The sequence below is a fragment of the Pedobacter sp. N36a genome, from assembly GCF_014472395.1.
Classification (GTDB): Bacteria; Bacteroidota; Bacteroidia; order Sphingobacteriales; family Sphingobacteriaceae; genus Pedobacter.
Genome location: NZ_JACSZW010000008.1, coordinates 63,497 through 81,803 on the forward strand (window position 1 = coordinate 63,497; position 18,307 = coordinate 81,803).

At 39.4% G+C, this 18,307-nt stretch carries 18 protein-coding genes and 5 tRNA genes; 20 read left to right on the forward strand and 3 right to left on the reverse strand.

From position 1 onward, the window contains the following. Window positions 1-206 precede the first annotated feature (206 nt). Window positions 207-1,958 carry a lysophospholipid acyltransferase family protein gene (locus H9X96_RS16300; protein ID WP_187667322.1) on the reverse strand — a complete coding sequence of 584 codons (1,752 nt, stop codon included), beginning with the start codon at window positions 1,956-1,958 and terminating at the stop codon, window positions 207-209. A 12-nt stretch (window positions 1,959-1,970) separates the two neighbouring features. Between H9X96_RS16300 and H9X96_RS16305 the strand changes: the two genes are divergently transcribed. The 3 genes from H9X96_RS16305 (at window position 1,971) to H9X96_RS16315 (ending at window position 4,576) form a co-directional block, all read left to right on the forward strand. Next, on the forward strand, window positions 1,971-2,957 hold the full coding sequence (locus H9X96_RS16305; RefSeq protein ID WP_187667323.1) for a helix-hairpin-helix domain-containing protein: 987 nt from the start codon (window positions 1,971-1,973) through the stop codon (window positions 2,955-2,957). Window positions 2,958-2,959: 2 nt separating this feature from the next. Beyond that, window positions 2,960-3,487 (forward strand): adenine phosphoribosyltransferase, encoded by a 528-nt coding sequence (locus H9X96_RS16310; protein WP_187667324.1) that lies wholly within the window; start codon window positions 2,960-2,962, stop codon window positions 3,485-3,487. Between the two features lie 345 nt (window positions 3,488-3,832). Then, window positions 3,833-4,576 carry a LuxR C-terminal-related transcriptional regulator gene (locus H9X96_RS16315; RefSeq protein ID WP_255431143.1) on the forward strand — a complete coding sequence of 248 codons (744 nt, stop codon included), beginning with the start codon at window positions 3,833-3,835 and terminating at the stop codon, window positions 4,574-4,576. On the opposite strand, the gene H9X96_RS16320 is transcribed toward H9X96_RS16315, so the two are convergent. Continuing rightward, window positions 4,568-5,620 (reverse strand): ATP-binding protein, encoded by a 1,053-nt coding sequence (locus tag H9X96_RS16320; protein ID WP_222943920.1) that lies wholly within the window; start codon window positions 5,618-5,620, stop codon window positions 4,568-4,570. The genes H9X96_RS16315 and H9X96_RS16320 overlap by 9 nt on opposite strands. Before the next feature lie 199 nt (window positions 5,621-5,819). Between H9X96_RS16320 and H9X96_RS16325 the strand changes: the two genes are divergently transcribed. Then, the gene (locus H9X96_RS16325; protein ID WP_187667325.1) at window positions 5,820-6,992 is read left to right on the forward strand and encodes an acyl-CoA dehydrogenase family protein; all 1,173 of its coding nucleotides are present in this window, start codon (window positions 5,820-5,822) and stop codon (window positions 6,990-6,992) included. A 93-nt stretch (window positions 6,993-7,085) separates the two neighbouring features. Here the strand turns inward: H9X96_RS16325 and H9X96_RS16330 are convergent, their stop codons facing one another. Then, window positions 7,086-7,457 carry a hypothetical protein gene (locus H9X96_RS16330; protein ID WP_187667326.1) on the reverse strand — a complete coding sequence of 124 codons (372 nt, stop codon included), beginning with the start codon at window positions 7,455-7,457 and terminating at the stop codon, window positions 7,086-7,088. 140 nt (window positions 7,458-7,597) lie between these two features. On the opposite strand from H9X96_RS16330, the gene rpsU reads away from it, so the two are divergent. The 16 genes from rpsU (at window position 7,598) to rpoB (ending at window position 18,268) form a co-directional block, all read left to right on the forward strand. Then, complete coding sequence (gene rpsU, locus H9X96_RS16335) at window positions 7,598-7,792, forward strand: 30S ribosomal protein S21 (protein ID WP_062551169.1); 195 nt, start codon at window positions 7,598-7,600, stop codon at window positions 7,790-7,792. Window positions 7,793-7,931: 139 nt separating this feature from the next. Continuing rightward, window positions 7,932-8,816 carry a tyrosine-type recombinase/integrase gene (locus H9X96_RS16340; RefSeq protein ID WP_187667327.1) on the forward strand — a complete coding sequence of 295 codons (885 nt, stop codon included), beginning with the start codon at window positions 7,932-7,934 and terminating at the stop codon, window positions 8,814-8,816. Window positions 8,817-8,830: 14 nt separating this feature from the next. Further along, entirely contained in the window at window positions 8,831-9,178 is a 348-nt protein-coding gene (gene hpf, locus H9X96_RS16345) for a ribosome hibernation-promoting factor, HPF/YfiA family (RefSeq protein WP_187667328.1), read from the forward strand. Between the two features lie 207 nt (window positions 9,179-9,385). Then, window positions 9,386-9,458: transfer RNA gene (locus H9X96_RS16350), tRNA-Thr, on the forward strand. Between the two features lie 43 nt (window positions 9,459-9,501). Then, window positions 9,502-9,584 (forward strand) — tRNA-Tyr (locus H9X96_RS16355). 10 nt (window positions 9,585-9,594) lie between these two features. Next, a tRNA-Gly gene (locus H9X96_RS16360) sits at window positions 9,595-9,667 on the forward strand. Window positions 9,668-9,769: 102 nt separating this feature from the next. Continuing rightward, window positions 9,770-9,841 (forward strand) — tRNA-Thr (locus tag H9X96_RS16365). 124 nt (window positions 9,842-9,965) lie between these two features. Then, window positions 9,966-11,153, forward strand: coding sequence for an elongation factor Tu (gene tuf, locus H9X96_RS16370; RefSeq protein ID WP_182956986.1), 1,188 nt, complete (start codon window positions 9,966-9,968; stop codon window positions 11,151-11,153). Window positions 11,154-11,273: 120 nt separating this feature from the next. Further along, a tRNA-Trp gene (locus H9X96_RS16375) sits at window positions 11,274-11,344 on the forward strand. Between the two features lie 13 nt (window positions 11,345-11,357). Continuing rightward, window positions 11,358-11,555: a preprotein translocase subunit SecE gene (gene secE, locus H9X96_RS16380; protein WP_062550292.1), complete on the forward strand. Its 198-nt coding sequence runs from the start codon at window positions 11,358-11,360 to the stop codon at window positions 11,553-11,555. A gap of 9 nt (window positions 11,556-11,564) precedes the next feature. Beyond that, window positions 11,565-12,107: a transcription termination/antitermination protein NusG gene (gene nusG / locus H9X96_RS16385; RefSeq protein ID WP_062550291.1), complete on the forward strand. Its 543-nt coding sequence runs from the start codon at window positions 11,565-11,567 to the stop codon at window positions 12,105-12,107. Between the two features lie 76 nt (window positions 12,108-12,183). After that, complete coding sequence (rplK, locus tag H9X96_RS16390; protein ID WP_037443979.1) at window positions 12,184-12,627, forward strand: 50S ribosomal protein L11; 444 nt, start codon at window positions 12,184-12,186, stop codon at window positions 12,625-12,627. A 23-nt stretch (window positions 12,628-12,650) separates the two neighbouring features. Continuing rightward, window positions 12,651-13,349 (forward strand): 50S ribosomal protein L1, encoded by a 699-nt coding sequence (gene rplA, locus H9X96_RS16395; protein ID WP_062551168.1) that lies wholly within the window; start codon window positions 12,651-12,653, stop codon window positions 13,347-13,349. A gap of 2 nt (window positions 13,350-13,351) precedes the next feature. Next, window positions 13,352-13,873, forward strand: coding sequence for a 50S ribosomal protein L10 (gene rplJ / locus H9X96_RS16400; protein ID WP_187667329.1), 522 nt, complete (start codon window positions 13,352-13,354; stop codon window positions 13,871-13,873). 65 nt (window positions 13,874-13,938) lie between these two features. Beyond that, window positions 13,939-14,310, forward strand: coding sequence for a 50S ribosomal protein L7/L12 (rplL, locus tag H9X96_RS16405; protein WP_187667330.1), 372 nt, complete (start codon window positions 13,939-13,941; stop codon window positions 14,308-14,310). Window positions 14,311-14,464: 154 nt separating this feature from the next. After that, entirely contained in the window at window positions 14,465-18,268 is a 3,804-nt protein-coding gene (rpoB, locus tag H9X96_RS16410) for a DNA-directed RNA polymerase subunit beta (protein ID WP_062550288.1), read from the forward strand. Window positions 18,269-18,307 lie beyond the last annotated feature (39 nt).

The following is an 18,307-nucleotide window of genomic DNA, read 5'->3' on the forward strand; positions in this document are numbered from 1 at the left end:
TCGGAAATTTCCTATTTGAAAGATTCGAATGAATTTCTGATAAGAAATATCAAATTCAATAGAACGGAGATAGAGGATCATTATTAGATGGCGAATATTTATCGTGCTGAACACGGAGAGTAGCTGTGAAGTATTTAAAAACTGGAAAACAGATATCCATGTAAAAAACAAAGAACCCCGATAGCAACTATCGGGGTTCTTTGTTTTTAAAAGTTCTTGCCAACCTTCTCCAGCATTTCTGCAGGAATGTTCTGCATATCTACCAGGAGGAATCCGTCCAGACAATCGGAGAATTTAGGGTCAATATTGAAACAGATGATTTTTGCATTCAGGTTCATGTATTGTCTTAACAATACCGGAATCTTAATGTGTGTATTCTCAATATCTGAGATCAAACTATCCAGGTCTTTCAAGGATTCACTACTTTCTACCAGCAGGTTCTTGTCAATGGCAGATAAGTCTGCTTTAAATTTGTTCTTAGGTTTCACGAAAGCCGCCAGTTCGTAATCAAAATGGTTCTTCGTAATGTAATCCACAATCAGTGATTTGGAAAACTTAGAGAAGTTATTACTGATACTTACCGGACCGAACATATAACGGTACTGGGGATTGTCCAGCAGGTATTTTAAGATACCTTTCCAAAGTAAGAATAGCGGTAGTGGTTTTAACTGGTATTCCTTGCGGATCCAGGAACGGCCAAGCTCTATTCCTTTTCTCAGGATTGGATAAAAAGGTTCTTTGATTTTGAAGAGTTCAGAAAGATAAAATCCTCTTCTGCCCATGGTATCCAAAATCTCATCGCCTTTACCAATGCGGTACGCGCCTACAATATTTTGCTTTTCTGTATCCCAGATAAACAGGTGATGGTAATAAATATCATAGTTGTCCAGGTCAATCTTTTTGTTGGTCCCTTCTCCAACTTCTCTGAAGGTGATCTCGCGTAAACGGCCGATCTCTTTCAGGATATTTGGAATACTGGAAGTTGGCGTAATGTATACCTCATAGTTCTTCTCCTGCCATACCCTGAAGGTTTCCAGTTCTTCAATCTCTGAAACAATCAGTGAGCGTTCGGTTTCTTGAATGACAGGCACTGGTGTCTTCTTAATTTTGAAAAGATTGATCGGATTGAATAGTTTTTTCTCTTGCTCTAAACCTGTTCCTAAAGCATAGGTACGGGCACGTAAGAAATCAAGGAGTTTATTGGTATTGTTTCTATAAGAGATGTCTTCGATATGAATCGGTTTTCCGATTCTTACCTTTATTTTAAGGCCTTGTTTATTCAGGAATTCTGAAGGGAGCTTAGCTGTTCTTAAAGTCGGGTGGATAAAGCTTAAAATATTAAATAGTACACCATTGTTGCCATGGAAATAAATGGGCACTACCGGAACTTTAGCACGGGCAATTAATTTACCCACTACCGGATGCCATAGGCGATCGGTAATCTCCTGTTTGTCCAGGCTAAAGGTAGATACCTCACCGGCAGGGAAAATCCCTATTGGGGTGCCGCTCTGCAATAGGTCGAAGGTGGCTTTAAGTCCGCTGATGCTGGATGTATGCTGTACGTTTTCGAATGGGTTTACGGCAACGAAGAATTCACTCAGGTTAGGGATCTTTTTCAGGATGAAGTTGACCATCACTTTGGCTTCTGGTCTAACGGTACAAAGTAACTTTACCAGTGCTAAACCTTCGATACCTCCATAAGGATGGTTGGCGATCGCGATAAAACCTCCGGTTTTAGGAATACTTTTCAGATCGTCTTCGTCAAAGTCTATGGTAACGCCAATGGTTTCTAATATTTTGTCAACAAATTCTAACCCGTTATAATGTTTGTTTTGGGAAAAAACCTTGTTGATGTCATTCAATTTCATCATCTCCATAAGCAGGGCTGCCAGGCCAGGCACACCCAGCTTATCTATTTTTGTAGCCTCTGCAAACTCTTTGGTGGTTATGATCTTCATCTAATTTTGTTTGTGAATAATAAAGCAATTTCAAAAATAAGATTTATATTTTTAAATAACAGTACCTACCTTGTGCAGGTGATCAGAAAATGGCTAAATAACTACTTTCAATTTTCCAAAAGGGAGTTCAATGGGCTGTTGGTGTTAATTGTGCTGATTGGTATGATCGCGGTATTTCCGGCTTTTTACCGGATTTTGATTCCTTTAAAGGGACCGACACAAGAGGAACAGGTCGCGCTGCTGAAACTGGAGCTGGACAGGGAGTCGGAAAGGGCCGAAAGCAAGCTAGGGAAGCATCACTCTTCTCCCGGGCTTCGGCAAAAAAGAAAATCCAAAATGTTTTATTTTGACCCGAATACAATTACTGCTAAAGGCTGGCAAGAATTGGGTTTATCTCCAAAGCAGGCCCAGGCGATTTTAAACTATCGCGCTAAGGGCGGCGTATTTCGTCTTCCCTCAGATCTGAAGAAGATGTATACGATTGCTCCGGAATTGTATCTGCAGCTGGAGCCGTATGTTCAAATTGAGCTCAGGGAAAAAATACTGGATCATCGTGCTGATTATCGGGATCGCCCTGCACAAAATTTCCCTGTAAAAGAAAAGGTCATGGTTGCACTGAATACCGCCGATACTTTAGCGCTGGATCGCATTCATGGCATAGGAAAAGTATTTGCCAGAAGGATAGTGGCTTACCGGGAAAGGATTGGTGGTTTCTATAAAAAAGAACAGCTGATGGAGGTGTTTGGAGTGGACAGTTTGAAATATGAGGAAATCAAAGGGCAGGTCACTGTTGATCCTTCTTTGCTGCGAAAGATCAATATCAACACGGCTTCGGCAGCTGATTTCAACCGCCATCCTTATCTTCGTTACCAGCAGGTCAATGCGGTAATTGCTTATAGAAAACAACACGGAAATTATAGTAATATTGCAGACTTAAATAAGGTGGTTGTTTTAACACCTGAATTGATTGAAAAATTAGCGCCTTATCTTATTTTTTAGAAATGATAGCAGAAAAAATTAAAAAGACAGTTAGGGACGTTAATGATTTTCCGAAACCTGGAATTGTGTTTAAAGACATTACGCCGATCTTAAAAGACCCTGAATTGTGTCTGGAGATCATTAAATCTTTAGCTGCACAGCTGGCCGATGTGAAAATTGATGTGGTGGCAGGAATTGAAAGCAGGGGATTCTTGTTTGGTCCTGGATTAGCACAACTTTTAAACGTTCCTTTTATTCCGATTCGCAAGGCAGGAAAATTACCTTATAAAACGATAAAAGAGTCTTATGCACTGGAATATGGTACGGCAACGATTGAAGTTCATGAGGATGCCTTACGATCAGGACAGCGGGTGTTGATTCATGACGACTTACTGGCTACCGGTGGTACCGTAGTAGCAGCTTCCAAGCTGATCATGCAGCTGGGTGCAGAAGTGGCGGCTTATTCTTTTATCATTAGTCTTGACTTTTTAAATGGAAAAGACCGTTTAACTCCTTACCACGCCAGCGTATATTCCCTGGCGGGGTACTAAGTGTTTTCAAAAGATTTATGAATGCAATCCTATGGAGGATAGGATTGCATATTCATATATATAAAAGGGGGGAGTTATATGCTAGCTGGTAATTTTACAGGCTTGATAAAAGCAAAAGAGGAATAATATAATCGCGATCGCCTTTAAAAGGACTATCGTGTATCGGGTGACATAAGATTTGTTGAGATTTTTTAGATACATGGTTTATTATTTATATAGATAAATAGTCTGTTTTCTATATTCTTGGAATAGTTTTTTGTTTATTTATTTAATTTGGCGTAAAATTACTCCTAGATTTAAGGATTGTCAACTGTGAAAACACGCAGTTTATGGAAATATATTTCAATGAAAATGCAGCTGAGAGAGAACTTTGGGGATTATTCTAAAACATTCATCACCGATATACCTTCGGATATGGAAAGTGAGCAGGCTATTTTTTTTGATAAAACCTTACCCAGATTCCCGGATGAAGCAATTTATATTTACTCTTTTAAGGAAAACCGCATGATTTATGCCGGTGGCTGGGAAGAGATATTAGGCTATAAAGACAGTGAAATTAATATGCTGGCTTTGGTGAATATGTCGGCGCCGGAATTTGCTCCTTTTTCTCATGAACTGAACGATAAAGCGCTTCAGTTTATCCACCAAAAAAGTAAAGATCTTGAAAAGTATAGCTTCAGCATTGAATTGAAGAAGATCCATAAGGACGGAACAGCTGTTCCAATGTCTGTAAGGGTGGGGGTATACAGTTCAGAAAATGGAAAGATCACTGCAATTATTGGTCGTTTCCAGGTGAACAGAAGCCTGATCTTTGGGAAAGTGATGCGTTATGCGGCTTATGGCCCTGAAAAGGAAAAGTTTGAAGAGGAGCTGAACAAGATTTTATTCAGCTACCTGGCCATTTCTAATAAGGAGCGCGAAGCATTAGAATTGGTGGCAAAAGGTTATTCCTTCAAAGAGATCGCCCGTGATTTGAAGGTGTCGCACTCTGCTATAGAGAAACGGATCATTCCTTTATATAAGCGTTTCAATGTAAAAAGCCTCACGCATCTGGTGAGTTTTGCTTACGACAATTCTATTTTACCTTAAAGGGGGATTAAGATTGACGCGGAGTACATTCGAATCGGCGATGCCAATCTGCTGAAATAAATGCTCCCAGCGTTCTTCCTGCTGTTCCGGAGATTCCTCATTTCCCATCACCCAAATGGTGTTCATCTTTTTTAGGTGTTCTTTATTAAAAGGACCATACTCGGGATTGTCTAGTAATTCATAAAATAATGGAGCCCGCAAGATGTCTTTTTTGATTTGTCCGCCAGGATTGATGTCGTCAATAATCAGTAGGGAGGAATCATGCCATGCCCATGAGCCCGGTGAAATGGCCACCCGTTCTGCTTTCTCGAAAAACATAGACAGTAATTTTGTAGCGGTCACATAGCTGCATCGGTTGTTCTTAATGGATAATTCGGTAGCGATGGCTACAGAAAGAGAGGTTTTTCCACTGCCTTTAGATCCGAATAGTAACAGGTGTTTTCCTGATTGTGGATTTTTTACAAAATCTGCAATTACCATTTTATGGTTTTCCTGGATATTGAATTTCCATTGGCTCAGTCGCAGCTGGAAGGGATAACCGGCATTTTGCAAATGCATTTTAGTGGAATACCAATAATAAGAAGGATAGATGGCGAGGGCACATAAAATTAGAAAAGTAAGCAGTGTTGGCAGACTGTAAGTACAGAGTAAGCTGCAGGCAAATGCGCCTAAGCCAAAAAAACAAAGGTCTGTGAGTGTATCAAAAGTGATATTCCCCCATTCCGGATGAAAGATATAGTCCTTATTTTGCAGGCCCTGACTTTTTGAGTTGACATTAAAAAGTAATGGCCCAAGGAAATTATAGAGTTCAAATAAGATCCAACATCCCCAGATGATCACTGGTGCCCAGATTTCCGGCCTGGACATTTCGGTTTTGGAAGTCAGAAAAGCAAACAATATAAAGGTTGGAATAAATCCGAGTGAGAAGTGGCCGAACTGATTGGCCATCCAGGAGTAGGTAAGCGTTACTCCACGGTAGGCATCTTTTCCAATCAAGTCATTTTTTAATTGTTGGAGGATGTCTTTTCTCGTAATAAATCTCATGATTGCGTTTAATTTATAGTCTTTTCAAAACTAAATTAAAAAAAAATATAAACTACTAATCTTCTTCATAGCTTTCTCTAAAAATGAAGGGGTACGGTTAATGAACTAAATACCGTTTCGTTCTATCAGGAGGCGAATTTTCAACTGTGGTTAGAAGCGTTTTTATTCCTTATAATTGTTGAAATTCAAACAATAAGATATGTTAGAAACGATGGATAGTTCTGTAGGCTATAACTTTAGTATTTCAGAAAATCAGGAGATGATCAGGAAGATGGTAAAAGATTTCGCTGAAAAAAATATTCGTCCTCATGTAATGGAATGGGATGAAACGCAGCAATTTCCGGTAGAGGTTTTCAAAAAGCTTGGCGGATTAGGATTGATGGGTGTACTGGTTCCTGAAATTTACGGGGGATCTGGTTTCGGTTATCAGGAATATGTTGATGTAATTGTAGAAGTGGCTAAAGTGTGTGGTTCTATCGGCTTATCGCTGGCAGCGCACAATTCTTTATGTACCGGGCATATTTTAGCTTTTGGAACGGAAGAACAAAAACATAAATGGCTGCCTAAACTAGCGAGTGCAGAATGGATTGGTGCATGGGGATTAACAGAAGCAAATACGGGTTCTGATGCTTTGGGCATGATGACTACCGCCCGTTTAGAAGGCGATGAGTATGTGATCAATGGAGCTAAAAACTGGATTACCCATGGTAAAAGCGGTGATATCGCCGTTGTAATGGTTCGTACAGGTGAAAAAGGAGATTCAAAAGGAATTTCAGCAATTGTGGTAGAGCGAGGTACTCCAGGTTTTGCTGCCGGTAAAAAGGAAAATAAACTGGGAATGCGCGCTTCTGAGACGACAGAAATGATTTTCGACAATTGCAGGGTACCTAAAGAAAATCTGCTGGGTAAGGTAGGTGAAGGATTCAAGCAAGCGATGAAGGTGTTGGATGGCGGCAGGATTTCTATTGCAGCCTTATCATTGGGGATTGCTAAAGGAGCTTATGAAGCTGCCGTAGCCTATTCGAAGGAACGTCATCAGTTTGGACAGCCTATTTCTAGCTTCCAGGGTATCAGCTTTAAGCTGGCAGATATGGCCACAGAGATTGAGGCTGCAGAATTATTGATCAGACAGGCGGCTGATTTGAAGAATCGAGGATTACCGATGACTAAAGAATCGGCTATGGCTAAATACTTCGCCTCTGAAGTGTCGGTGCGCTGTGCGACAGAGTCGGTACAGATTTTTGGGGGATATGGCTATACGAAAGATTTCCCGGTAGAGAAGTTTTATAGGGATAGTAAATTGTGTACGATTGGGGAAGGAACGTCCGAAATACAAAAAATTGTGATTGCAAGGGAGATATTAAGAGATTAATTTGATATCTTACCTGATATATAAAAGCATATTCTAACCAAATATAACCAAGAACGGATACGGCGACTTTTAGGGTCGCCGTATTTTTTTATTTTACTGGATCGAAATGATCTCATAGACGACATAGTTACTATAGCCTCTCCATGGCAAAGCCCCCATATATTCTTTGTAACGCAATTCAAATACTTTTCCACTGTTCAGCATCATTTTCTCAGCAATTGCGGCATTTTCCACAGAAAACTCAAACTCATTGGATTGAATGTTTCCGGTTTGTTTAGATCTTAAGCCGGTCTGGATCAGTTTCCCTTCGTAGGTCTTAAAGAGATAACCTTTTTTGACGACATAGTTGAGCTCTCCTGCCTTTACGCCTTCTCCAAGTACAAAATAGAAGCGGAAGTAGATAAATCCCGCCAGGACGAGCAAGACGATGCCGAGGACGATGAAAAGCGTTTTTTTTGTTTTCATAGGTTTTTAAGTAAGTGTTAAATCATAGACAAAATTAGATGAGCATTGTTTTAAATAAAAATACAGTTATTGTTTTGATTCTCAAAACAAAGCTCTATCTTTGCAATCCTAAAAACAACGAGAGGGGGTATATTTACGTTATGATTATCATTAATATTAAAGACGGCGAATCACTAGATAAGGCGTTGAAACGTTTCAAAAAGAAATTTGAAAAAACAGGTGTGTTAAGAGAATTACGTAGCCGCCAAGCTTATGAGAAAAAATCTGTAGCTCGTCGTACGTTAGTTAAACATGCAATTTACAAGCAGAACATGCAACTTGAAGGAACTGTATAGTTTCTAAAAAAGTTTCTATGATATTAAAGCGCTATTGGTGAACCCGATAGCGCTTTTTTATTTTTAATGTGAAAATTCTGACCATTTCACATCGTATCTTTTGTATATTCACTTATCGTGTTTTACAAATACTACGCCTATGGTTGTTGCGCAATTCCTCCTTTATCTCCAGCACGAGAAACGTTATTCTCCACACACCTTAAAATCTTATCAAACGGATTTATTGCAGTTCAGCGATTATCTGGAGCAGACTTTTGAGCTGCCACTGGTAGGAGCCGGCCATATACAGGTAAGAAATTATATAGTGGCCTTATTAGAGGAGGAGGTTTCCGAGCGTTCTATAGGCAGGAAATTGTCTACCCTCCGTAGTTTCTATAAGTATCTGCTGCGCGAAGGTTTGATCAGCGCGAGTCCGATGACCTTAGTTAGGGCACCAAAGATCCCTCAAAGACTTCCTGTATTTATCGAAGATCAGAAGCTGGATGTTTTACTGGACTCCGGCGAATTTTTCAATGACAGCTTTCCTTCTGTTCGTGATAAACTGGTGATAGAAACGCTGTTTGGAACCGGCATGCGTTTGGCAGAAATGCTTTCGCTACGCGAAGAGAGCATCGATTTTTATGGGGCTACAATCCGTGTACTGGGAAAAAGGAATAAAGAAAGAATCATTCCCATCAGCAAACTCCTTGCGGATCAGCTGAAAGCTTACCTTGACATAAAAACATTACAAAATTTTCATAACAAAACGGGCACCTTATTCGTTACAGATAAGGGAGCAGCTGCTTATCCTAAACTAATTTACAGGATTGTGACCAGTTATTTGACATATATATCTACACAGGATAAAAAAAGCCCCCATGTACTGCGTCATTCTTATGCGACGAGCCTATTGAACAGGGGGGCGGACTTAAATGCAATAAAAGAGTTATTGGGCCATGCCAGCCTGGCTGCAACTCAGGTATACACCCATAACTCTATAGAGAGATTAAAATCAATATATAAACAAGCCCATCCAAAGGCATAAAAAAGGAGGAAACAATGAAAATTACAGTTCAATCGATCCATTTCAATGCAGACCAGAAATTGTTGGAGTTTATTCAGAAGAAAACAGATAAGTTAGATCAGTACTTCGACCAGATTATTAGTGGGGAGGTTTATTTAAAATTAGAAAATGTAGACGATGAAGCAAACAAGATAAGTGAAATCAAACTGATGGTTCCAGGAGTTACGATGTTCGCAAAGGAGCAATGTAAATCTTTTGAGGAGGCCACAGATTTGGCAATTGAGTCCCTGAGGAAACAAATTACTAAACACAAAGATAAAACGCGAGAAAAATTAAGCGAACATAAAGCAATTTTAAATGCCAACGAAGTATCTGATTATTAGGCTGATATTTTTGAGGTTTTTAATAAAAAGGGTGGCAGGATCAAGTCCTGCCATTTTTTTTTTAAAATAATTTTGGATCATATTAAAATTGGTGTACATTTGCAATCCCAATCAGAGAGGGCGTTTCTCTTAAAAGATTCGGATTAGTTCTGTGAAAGATTAACATTTAGAAAAATCATTGTGCATACCATTGCAATGATCATATTAGCCTCCTTAGCTCAGCTGGTAGAGCAACTGACTTGTAATCAGTAGGTCATTGGTTCGATCCCGATAGGAGGCTCTTTTAACTTCGATACTGCAAAGTATTGGCAAGTTAAAGGTAGGGGGGGATACCAGAGTGGCCAAATGGGACAGACTGTAACTCTGTTGTCGCAAGACTTCGAAGGTTCGAATCCTTCTCCCCCCACAATAAAAAAGCGAAAGTAGCTCAGTTGGTAGAGCGATAGCCTTCCAAGCTATAGGTCGCGAGTTCGAACCTCGTCTTTCGCTCAAAATTGGAAAAGCTGGAGAATCGGCAAGGAATTGAGTAGCTCAATTCAATTATGAAAATTGAGCTACTTAATTTAAATTAGATTGAAGCTGAGATTAAAAGCCGAAGTAGCTCAGCGGTAGAGCACTTCCTTGGTAAGGAAGAGGTCGTGGGTTCAAGTCCCATCTTTGGCTCAAGATAAAAACAAGCTTTGTTGAATCTGTCGTTTATAGCAGTTGAACAAGGTTTTTTGTGTTGAATTTGTATCAAAACAATTAATAAATAAAAAAGTTATAACCTACTAATAAGTATAAAAACATGGCAAAAGAAAAGTTTGACCGCAGCAAGCCGCACTTAAACATCGGCACAATCGGTCACGTTGACCACGGTAAAACAACCTTAACAGCAGCTATCACTAAAGTGTTATCTGATGCTGGTTTATCTGAGGCGCGTTCATTTGATTCTATTGACTCTGCTCCAGAGGAAAAAGAAAGAGGTATCACTATCAATACAGCACACGTTGAGTATTCAACAGCTAACCGTCACTATGCACACGTTGACTGTCCAGGTCACGCGGATTATGTAAAGAACATGGTTACTGGTGCTGCACAAATGGATGGAGCTATCATCGTTGTAGCTGCTACAGATGGTCCAATGCCACAAACTCGTGAGCACATTCTATTGGCTCGTCAGGTTGGTGTTCCTTCATTGGTAGTATTCATGAATAAAGTGGATATGGTTGACGATCCTGAATTACTAGAACTAGTAGAGATGGAAGTTCGTGAATTGTTATCTTTCTATGAATTCCCTGGTGATGATATCCCTGTAATTCAAGGTTCAGCTCTTGGTGGCTTGAACGGAGATCCTACTTGGGTTGCTAAAATCATGGAATTAATGGATGCTGTAGATAGCTACATTCCAATCCCTCCACGTTTAACTGACCTTCCATTCTTAATGCCTGTTGAAGATGTATTCTCGATCACTGGTCGTGGTACTGTAGCAACTGGTCGTATTGAGCGTGGTGTAATCAACTCTGGAGATCCAGTTGAGATCTTAGGTATGGGTGCTGAAAATCTTAAATCAACTGTAACAGGTGTTGAGATGTTCCGTAAGATCCTTGATTATGGTGAAGCTGGTGATAACGTAGGTCTATTGTTACGTGGTATTGAGAAAACTGATATCCGTCGTGGTATGGTAATCTGTAAACCAGGTTCAGTAACTCCTCACACAGATTTCAAAGCTGAGATCTATGTATTATCAAAAGCAGAAGGTGGACGTCACACTCCATTCTTTAACAAATACCGTCCACAATTCTATTTCCGTACCACAGACGTTACAGGTGAAATCACCTTAGTTGAAGGAACTGAAATGGTAATGCCAGGTGATAACGTGACTATCAATGTTAAATTGATCAACGCAATCGCAATGGAAAAAGGTCTACGTTTCGCAATCCGTGAGGGTGGTAGAACAGTAGGTGCTGGTCAGGTAACTGAAATTGTAAAGTAATTTAAAGCCAATAGGCCTTAAAGCACAAAAATAAAGCAAAGTAGCTGGGCTTTAAAAACCCACTACTTTGTTTCTAATAAAGCTGCTAAATCTTAGTTGAAGAGATAAAGCATAATATACACGGGAATAGTTCAACGGTAGAATAGAGGTCTCCAAAACCTTTGATCAGGGTTCGAATCCTTGTTCCCGTGCTAATAAAAGATTATGGCTAAAGTAGTTCAGTTTATTAAAGAATCGTATGAAGAAATGACCCAGAAGGTTACTTGGCCTACATGGGGAGAATTGCAAAATTCTGCAGTGCTGGTTCTAGTAGCTTCGTTTATCATTGCATTAGTCGTTTTTGCAATGGATAAGGGATCTACTTTTGTTTTAGATACTTTTTATAAATCACTTTCTAATTAATATAGCTAAATGGACGATCAGTTGAAATGGTATGTAGTTAGGGCGGTAAGCGGTAAAGAGAAGAAGGTAAAACAGTATATCGATTCTGAAATTAGCCGTTTAGGTTTTTCTCACCTTGTTCCTCAGGTATTGATCCCAATGGAGAAATACTATCAAATGAAAGAGGGAAAAAAGATTGCGAAAGAACGTAACTTCTACCCCGGATATGTTTTAATTGAAGCGAATTTGGATGGAGAGCTAGAACACATTATTAAGAATGTGAATAGTGTAATTGGCTTTTTAGGAGATAAAGGCGGAAACCCGGTGCCTATGCGTCAAGCAGAGGTTAATCGCATTTTAGGTAAAGTTGATGAGATGAGCCAGCAAGGTGAAACCATGAACGTAACTTACTATGTTGGAGAGAACGTAAAAGTAATGGATGGACCATTTAATGGTTTTACCGGCGTGATCGAAGAGGTGAACGAAGAGAAGAAAAAACTGAAAGTAATGGTTAAGATTTTCGGAAGAAAAACTCCACTGGAGCTTAACTATATGCAGGTAGAAAAAGAATAGAAATATTATATAAGATCTTAAATGTTACTTGCTTCCAACATTATAACATTGAGTATTAAAATTAACAAAACAGAAAATGGCAAAAGAAGTCAGTGCACTTGTTAAGTTACAAATCAAGGGTGGAGCTGCAAATCCATCACCACCAGTAGGACCTGCTTTAGGTGCTAAGGGGGTGAACATTATGGAGTTTTGCAAGCAATTCAATGCTCGTACCCAAGATAAGCCAGGTAAAGTATTACCAGTTGTAATCACTGTTTATGCTGACAAGTCTTTCGAATTTATCATCAAAACCCCTCCGGTTGCTATCCAGTTAAAGGATGCTACTAAATTAGCGAGTGGTTCTGCTGAGCCCAACCGTAAGAAAGTTGGTTCGGTGACTTGGGATCAGGTTAAGTCAATTGCTGAAGATAAAATGACTGATTTAAATGCTTTCACTATCGAATCTGCAATGAGTATGGTTGCAGGTACAGCACGCAGTATGGGAATCACCGTTAGTGGTGATGCACCTTGGACAAATTAATTAACAAAAAACAGTTTACAACAGTGGCTAAATTAACAAAAAATCAAAAAAAGGCACATGCTAAACTAGAATCTGGTAAAACGTATTCTTTACAGGATGCGGCTGCTTTGGTAAAAGATATCACTACTACTAAATTTGATGCATCGGTTGATATCGATGTAGCATTAGGAGTAGATCCACGTAAAGCCAATCAAATGGTACGTGGTATTGCTACTTTACCACACGGTACAGGTAAAACTGTACGTGTATTAGTTCTTTGTAATCCTGATAAGGAAGAAGAAGCTAAAGCAGCAGGTGCAGATTTTGTAGGTTTAGACGAATATGTAGCCAAGATTGAAGGTGGATGGACTGATGTTGACATTATTATCACTACTCCTGCTTGTATGGCAAAAGTAGGTAAACTGGGCCGCGTTTTAGGTCCACGTAACCTTATGCCAAACCCTAAGTCAGGTACTGTAACTAACGAAGTTGGTAAAGCAGTAACTGATGTAAAAGGCGGTAAGATTGATTTTAAAGTTGACAAAAGTGGTATTATACACGCTTCAATAGGAAAAGTATCATTCCCAGCAGAAAAAATATATGAAAACGCATTAGAAGTACTTCAAGTAATTTCTAAGCTAAAACCATCTGCTGCAAAAGGAACTTATTTTAAGAGCATTCATGTTTCTTCAACTATGAGTCCTGGAATTGCAATCGAAACTAAATCAGTAGCGGGGATTTAATTATGAACAGAGAAGAAAAACACGTAGTAGTTTCAGCACTTCTAGAGAAGATGCAGGAATTCGGTAACTTTTATATTGCCGATACATCAAGCTTATCTGTTGAGAAAGTAAACAACATCCGTCGCAAATGTTTCGAAAGCGGGATTGAAATGCAGGTAGCTAAAAATACTTTGATCAAAAAAGCGATCGAAGGATTAGAAGGTGATGCATCAGAAATCTATGTTGCGCTTAAAGGTCAATCAGCATTATTGTTCTCTACAGTAGGTAATGGTCCAGCTAAGCTGATCAAAGCCTTGAGAAAAGGATCTGATAAACCACAACTTAAAGCAGCTTATATCGATTCTACAGTATTTGTTGGCGATAACCAATTAGATACCTTAGTAAGCTTGAAATCAAGAGAAGAGCTTATTGGAGACATCATTGGATTATTACAATCACCAGCTAAAAATGTGGTTTCAGCTTTACAGTCAGGCGGTAACAAAATTGCAGGAATTGTTAAAACTCTTCAAGAGAGAGAAGGTTAAGGAACACCTTAAAAGTTCAAATTATAAATTATTATTTTACGTAAAATTTTTTAAAATCTATAAATATGGCAGATTTAAAAGCGTTTGCTGAGCAATTGGTAAACTTAACAGTTAAAGAAGTTAACGAATTAGCTCAAATCTTAAAAGACGAGTATGGTATCGAACCAGCTGCTGCTGCAGTTGCTGTTGCAGGTCCTGCTGATGCTGCTCCTGCAGCTGAAGAAAAATCAACTTTTGATGTAATCTTGAAAGAAGCTGGTGGTCAGAAATTAGCAGTTGTGAAATTGGTAAAAGACTTAACTGGTCTAGGTTTGAAAGAAGCTAAAGATTTAGTTGATGGCGCACCAAAAGAATTAAAAGCTGGTGTTTCTAAAGACGAAGCTGAAGCTTTGAAAAAACAATTAGAAGAAGCTGGAGCTGTAGTTGAAATTAAGTAATCACTTAATTTTAATATAACTTTAAACATAGACTCCGACTGTATAGTCGGAGTCTATACCTGTTTATAAACATTTCATCTTGTTTGGCTGGTGAAAACGTTTAACGGCAAACCAAACAAATAGTTTATTCTTAAACTAAATTAACTTTAGTCCATTGGCAAATAAAGTCGACCAAAGAGTAAATTTTGCACGTAGTAAGCACATCATAGATTACCCGGATTTTCTAGATGTACAGTTGCAATCATTCAGAGAATTTTTTCAGATCGAGACCACTTCAGATAATCGTCACACAGAAGGTTTATTTAAGGTGTTTGCTGAAAACTTCCCAATCACAGATTCTAGAAATATCTTTGTTTTAGAATTCCTAGATTATTTTATTGATCCACCGCGTTACGATATACCTGAGTGTATTGACCGTGGGTTAACGTATAGTGTTCCATTAAAAGCGAAGCTGAAACTTTCTTGTAATGATGCAGAACACGAAGATTTTGAAACCATCATTCAAGATGTGTACCTGGGAACTATTCCATATATGACCCCTAAAGGTACCTTCGTAATCAACGGTGCAGAGCGCGTAATTGTTTCGCAATTACACAGGTCGCCAGGTGTGTTCTTCGGCCAGAGCCGTCACACAAATGGTACTAAGCTTTATTCTGCGCGTGTGATTCCTTTCAAAGGATCATGGATCGAGTTTGCTACAGACGTGAACAACGTGATGTATGCTTACATCGACCGTAAGAAAAAATTCCCGGTAACTACGTTATTGCGTGCGATCGGTTACGATTCTGATAAAGACATCCTTGAATTATTTGATCTTGCTGATGAAGTAAAAGTTAGCAAATCAGGTTTAAAGAAATATATCGGACGTAAACTTGCTGCAAGGGTTCTAAGAAAATGGGTTGAAGATTTTGTGGATGAAGATACCGGTGAGGTAGTTTCCATTGATCGTAACGAAGTAATCTTAGACAGAGATACTGTTTTAGAAGATGAGCACATTGATATGATCATTGATGCGGGCGTTAAAACGATCATCTTATCTAAAGATGATGGTGCCAGCCAAGCTGATTATACCATTATCTATAATACATTACAAAAAGATACTTCAAACTCTGAAAAAGAGGCTGTTGAAAACATCTATCGTGCTTTGCGTAACGCAGAACCGCCTGATGAGGAAACTGCAAGAGGTATCATTGAGCGTTTGTTCTTCTCGGATAAACGTTATGACTTAGGAGATGTAGGTAGATACCGCATCAACCGTAAGTTGAAAATGGATACTCCAGATCACGTTAAAGTATTGACAAAAGCGGATATTATTGCGATTGTTAAATACCTGATCAAATTGATCAACTCAAAAGAAGAAGTGGATGATATTGATCACTTGTCGAATCGTCGTGTTCGTACAGTAGGTGAGCAATTATACGCTCAATTTGGTGTTGGTTTAGCGCGTATGGCTCGTACCATTCGTGAACGTATGAACATTCGTGATAACGAGGTGTTTACGCCAACAGACTTAATTAATGCCCGTACTTTATCGTCGGTAATTAATTCATTCTTTGGTACCAACCAGTTGTCGCAGTTCATGGACCAGACGAATCCTCTGGCAGAGATTACGCACAAGCGTCGTCTTTCAGCCTTAGGCCCAGGTGGTCTTTCACGTGAACGTGCCGGTTTCGAGGTACGTGACGTTCACTATACTCACTACGGTCGTCTTTGTACGATTGAAACTCCGGAGGGTCCAAACATTGGTTTGATCTCTTCTCTTTGCGTTCACGCGAAGATCAATAACTTAGGTTTTATTGAAACTCCATACAAAAAAGTTAAAGACGGAATTGTTCAGGTAGATGAGGATGTGATTTACCTGTCTGCAGAAGATGAAGATGGTAAAACTATTGCACAAGCGAATGCTGCTTATGATGATCAAGGTAATTTCACCACTGCACGTGTTAAAGCACGTTACGAGGGTGACTTCCCGGTTATTGAGCCTGAGAAATTAGACTTAATGGACGTGGCACCTAATCAGATTACATCGATCGCTGCTTCGTTGATTCCGTTCCTGGAGCATGATGATGCGAACAGGGCCTTGATGGGATCCAACATGCAACGTCAGGCCGTACCATTGTTACGTCCTGAAGCACCAATCGTTGGTACAGGTTTAGAAGGTCGCGTAGCCCGCGATTCAAGAACACTGATCAATGCTGAAGGTGAAGGTGTAGTAGAATATGTGGATTCAAATGAAATCACCATCAAGTATGTAAGAAACGATGCAGATCGTTTGGTTTCATTCGAAGGTGATAGCAAAACATATAAATTAATCAAATTCAAGAAAACCAATCAGAATACTTGTATCAACTTGAAACCAATCGTTAAGAAAGGTCAGAAAGTAGTAAAAGGACAAGTACTATGTGAAGGTTATGCTACTGAAAATGGGGAGTTGGCATTAGGAAGAAACTTAAAAGTTGCTTTCATGCCTTGGCAAGGATACAACTTTGAGGATGCGATCGTAATTAGCGAACGTATTGTTCGTGAAGATATCTTTACTTCATTACACATCGAAGAGTTTGAATTAGAAGTACGTGATACAAAACGTGGAGAAGAGGAATTAACACCAGATATCCCTAACGTTTCTGAAGAAGCTACTAAAGATTTAGATGAAAACGGTATCATCCGTGTAGGTGCTGAAGTGAAAGAAGGAGACATCCTGATTGGTAAAATCACTCCTAAAGGAGAATCTGATCCTTCGCCGGAAGAGAAATTATTACGTGCGATCTTTGGTGATAAAGCAGGTGATGTGAAAGATGCATCCTTGAAAACTCCACCATCGATTAAAGGTGTGGTAATTGATACGAAGTTATTCTCTAGAGCTAAGAAAACTACTAAAGCTGAAGAAAAAGCGGCGATAGAGAAATTAGATAAGAGATATGACCTTGCAACTACTAATCTGAAAAATGAGCTTGTAGATAAGTTATTCCAGATTGTAAACGGTAAAACATCTCAAGGTGTATTCAATGTTTACAAGGAATTATTGTTCCCTAAAGGCGCTAAATTTACGCAGAAAAGTCTTGCTGATCTGGAATATGCTCACATCAACCCATACAAATGGACTACTGATGAAGAGAAAAATGACCAGATTAAATTGCTGTTGCACAACTATGGTATTCGTGTGAACGAAGAACTAGGTGCTTACAAACGTGATAAATTCGCCATCAGTGTTGGTGATGAATTGCCATCAGGTATTGTACAAATGGCTAAGGTTTATGTAGCTAAAAAACGTAAATTAAAAGTAGGTGATAAGATGGCTGGTCGTCACGGTAATAAGGGTATTGTAGCCCGTATCGTTCGTGATGAAGATATGCCGTTCTTAGAAGATGGAACACCTGTTGATATCGTGTTGAACCCACTGGGTGTACCTTCACGTATGAACTTGGGCCAGATCTATGAAACTGTATTGGCATGGGCCGGTAAAGAGTTGGGTGTGAAATTTGCCACTCCAATCTTTGATGGTGCTAAACATGACGAGGTAGAAGACTGGATCGCTAAAGCTGGTGTACCTGCTTCAGGTAGAACTTACTTACATAATGGTTTAACGGGTGAGAAATTTGACCAGCCAACAACTGTAGGTATTATCTACATGTTGAAATTAGGGCACATGGTTGATGATAAGATGCACGCTCGTTCAATCGGACCATATTCATTAATTACACAACAGCCATTGGGTGGTAAAGCTCAGTTCGGTGGACAGCGTTTTGGTGAGATGGAGGTTTGGGCATTAGAGGCATTCGGTGCGGCTAATATCCTACAAGAGATCTTAACTGTTAAGTCAGATGATGTGATCGGTAGGGCCAAAACTTATGAGGCGATTGTAAAAGGCGAAAACCTTCCTACGCCAGGTGTACCAGAATCATTCAATGTATTGGTACATGAGTTACGCGGATTAGGTTTAGATATTACGTTAGACTAATGTTGAATTTTTTAATGCTGGAACGGACCGCAGTTAAGC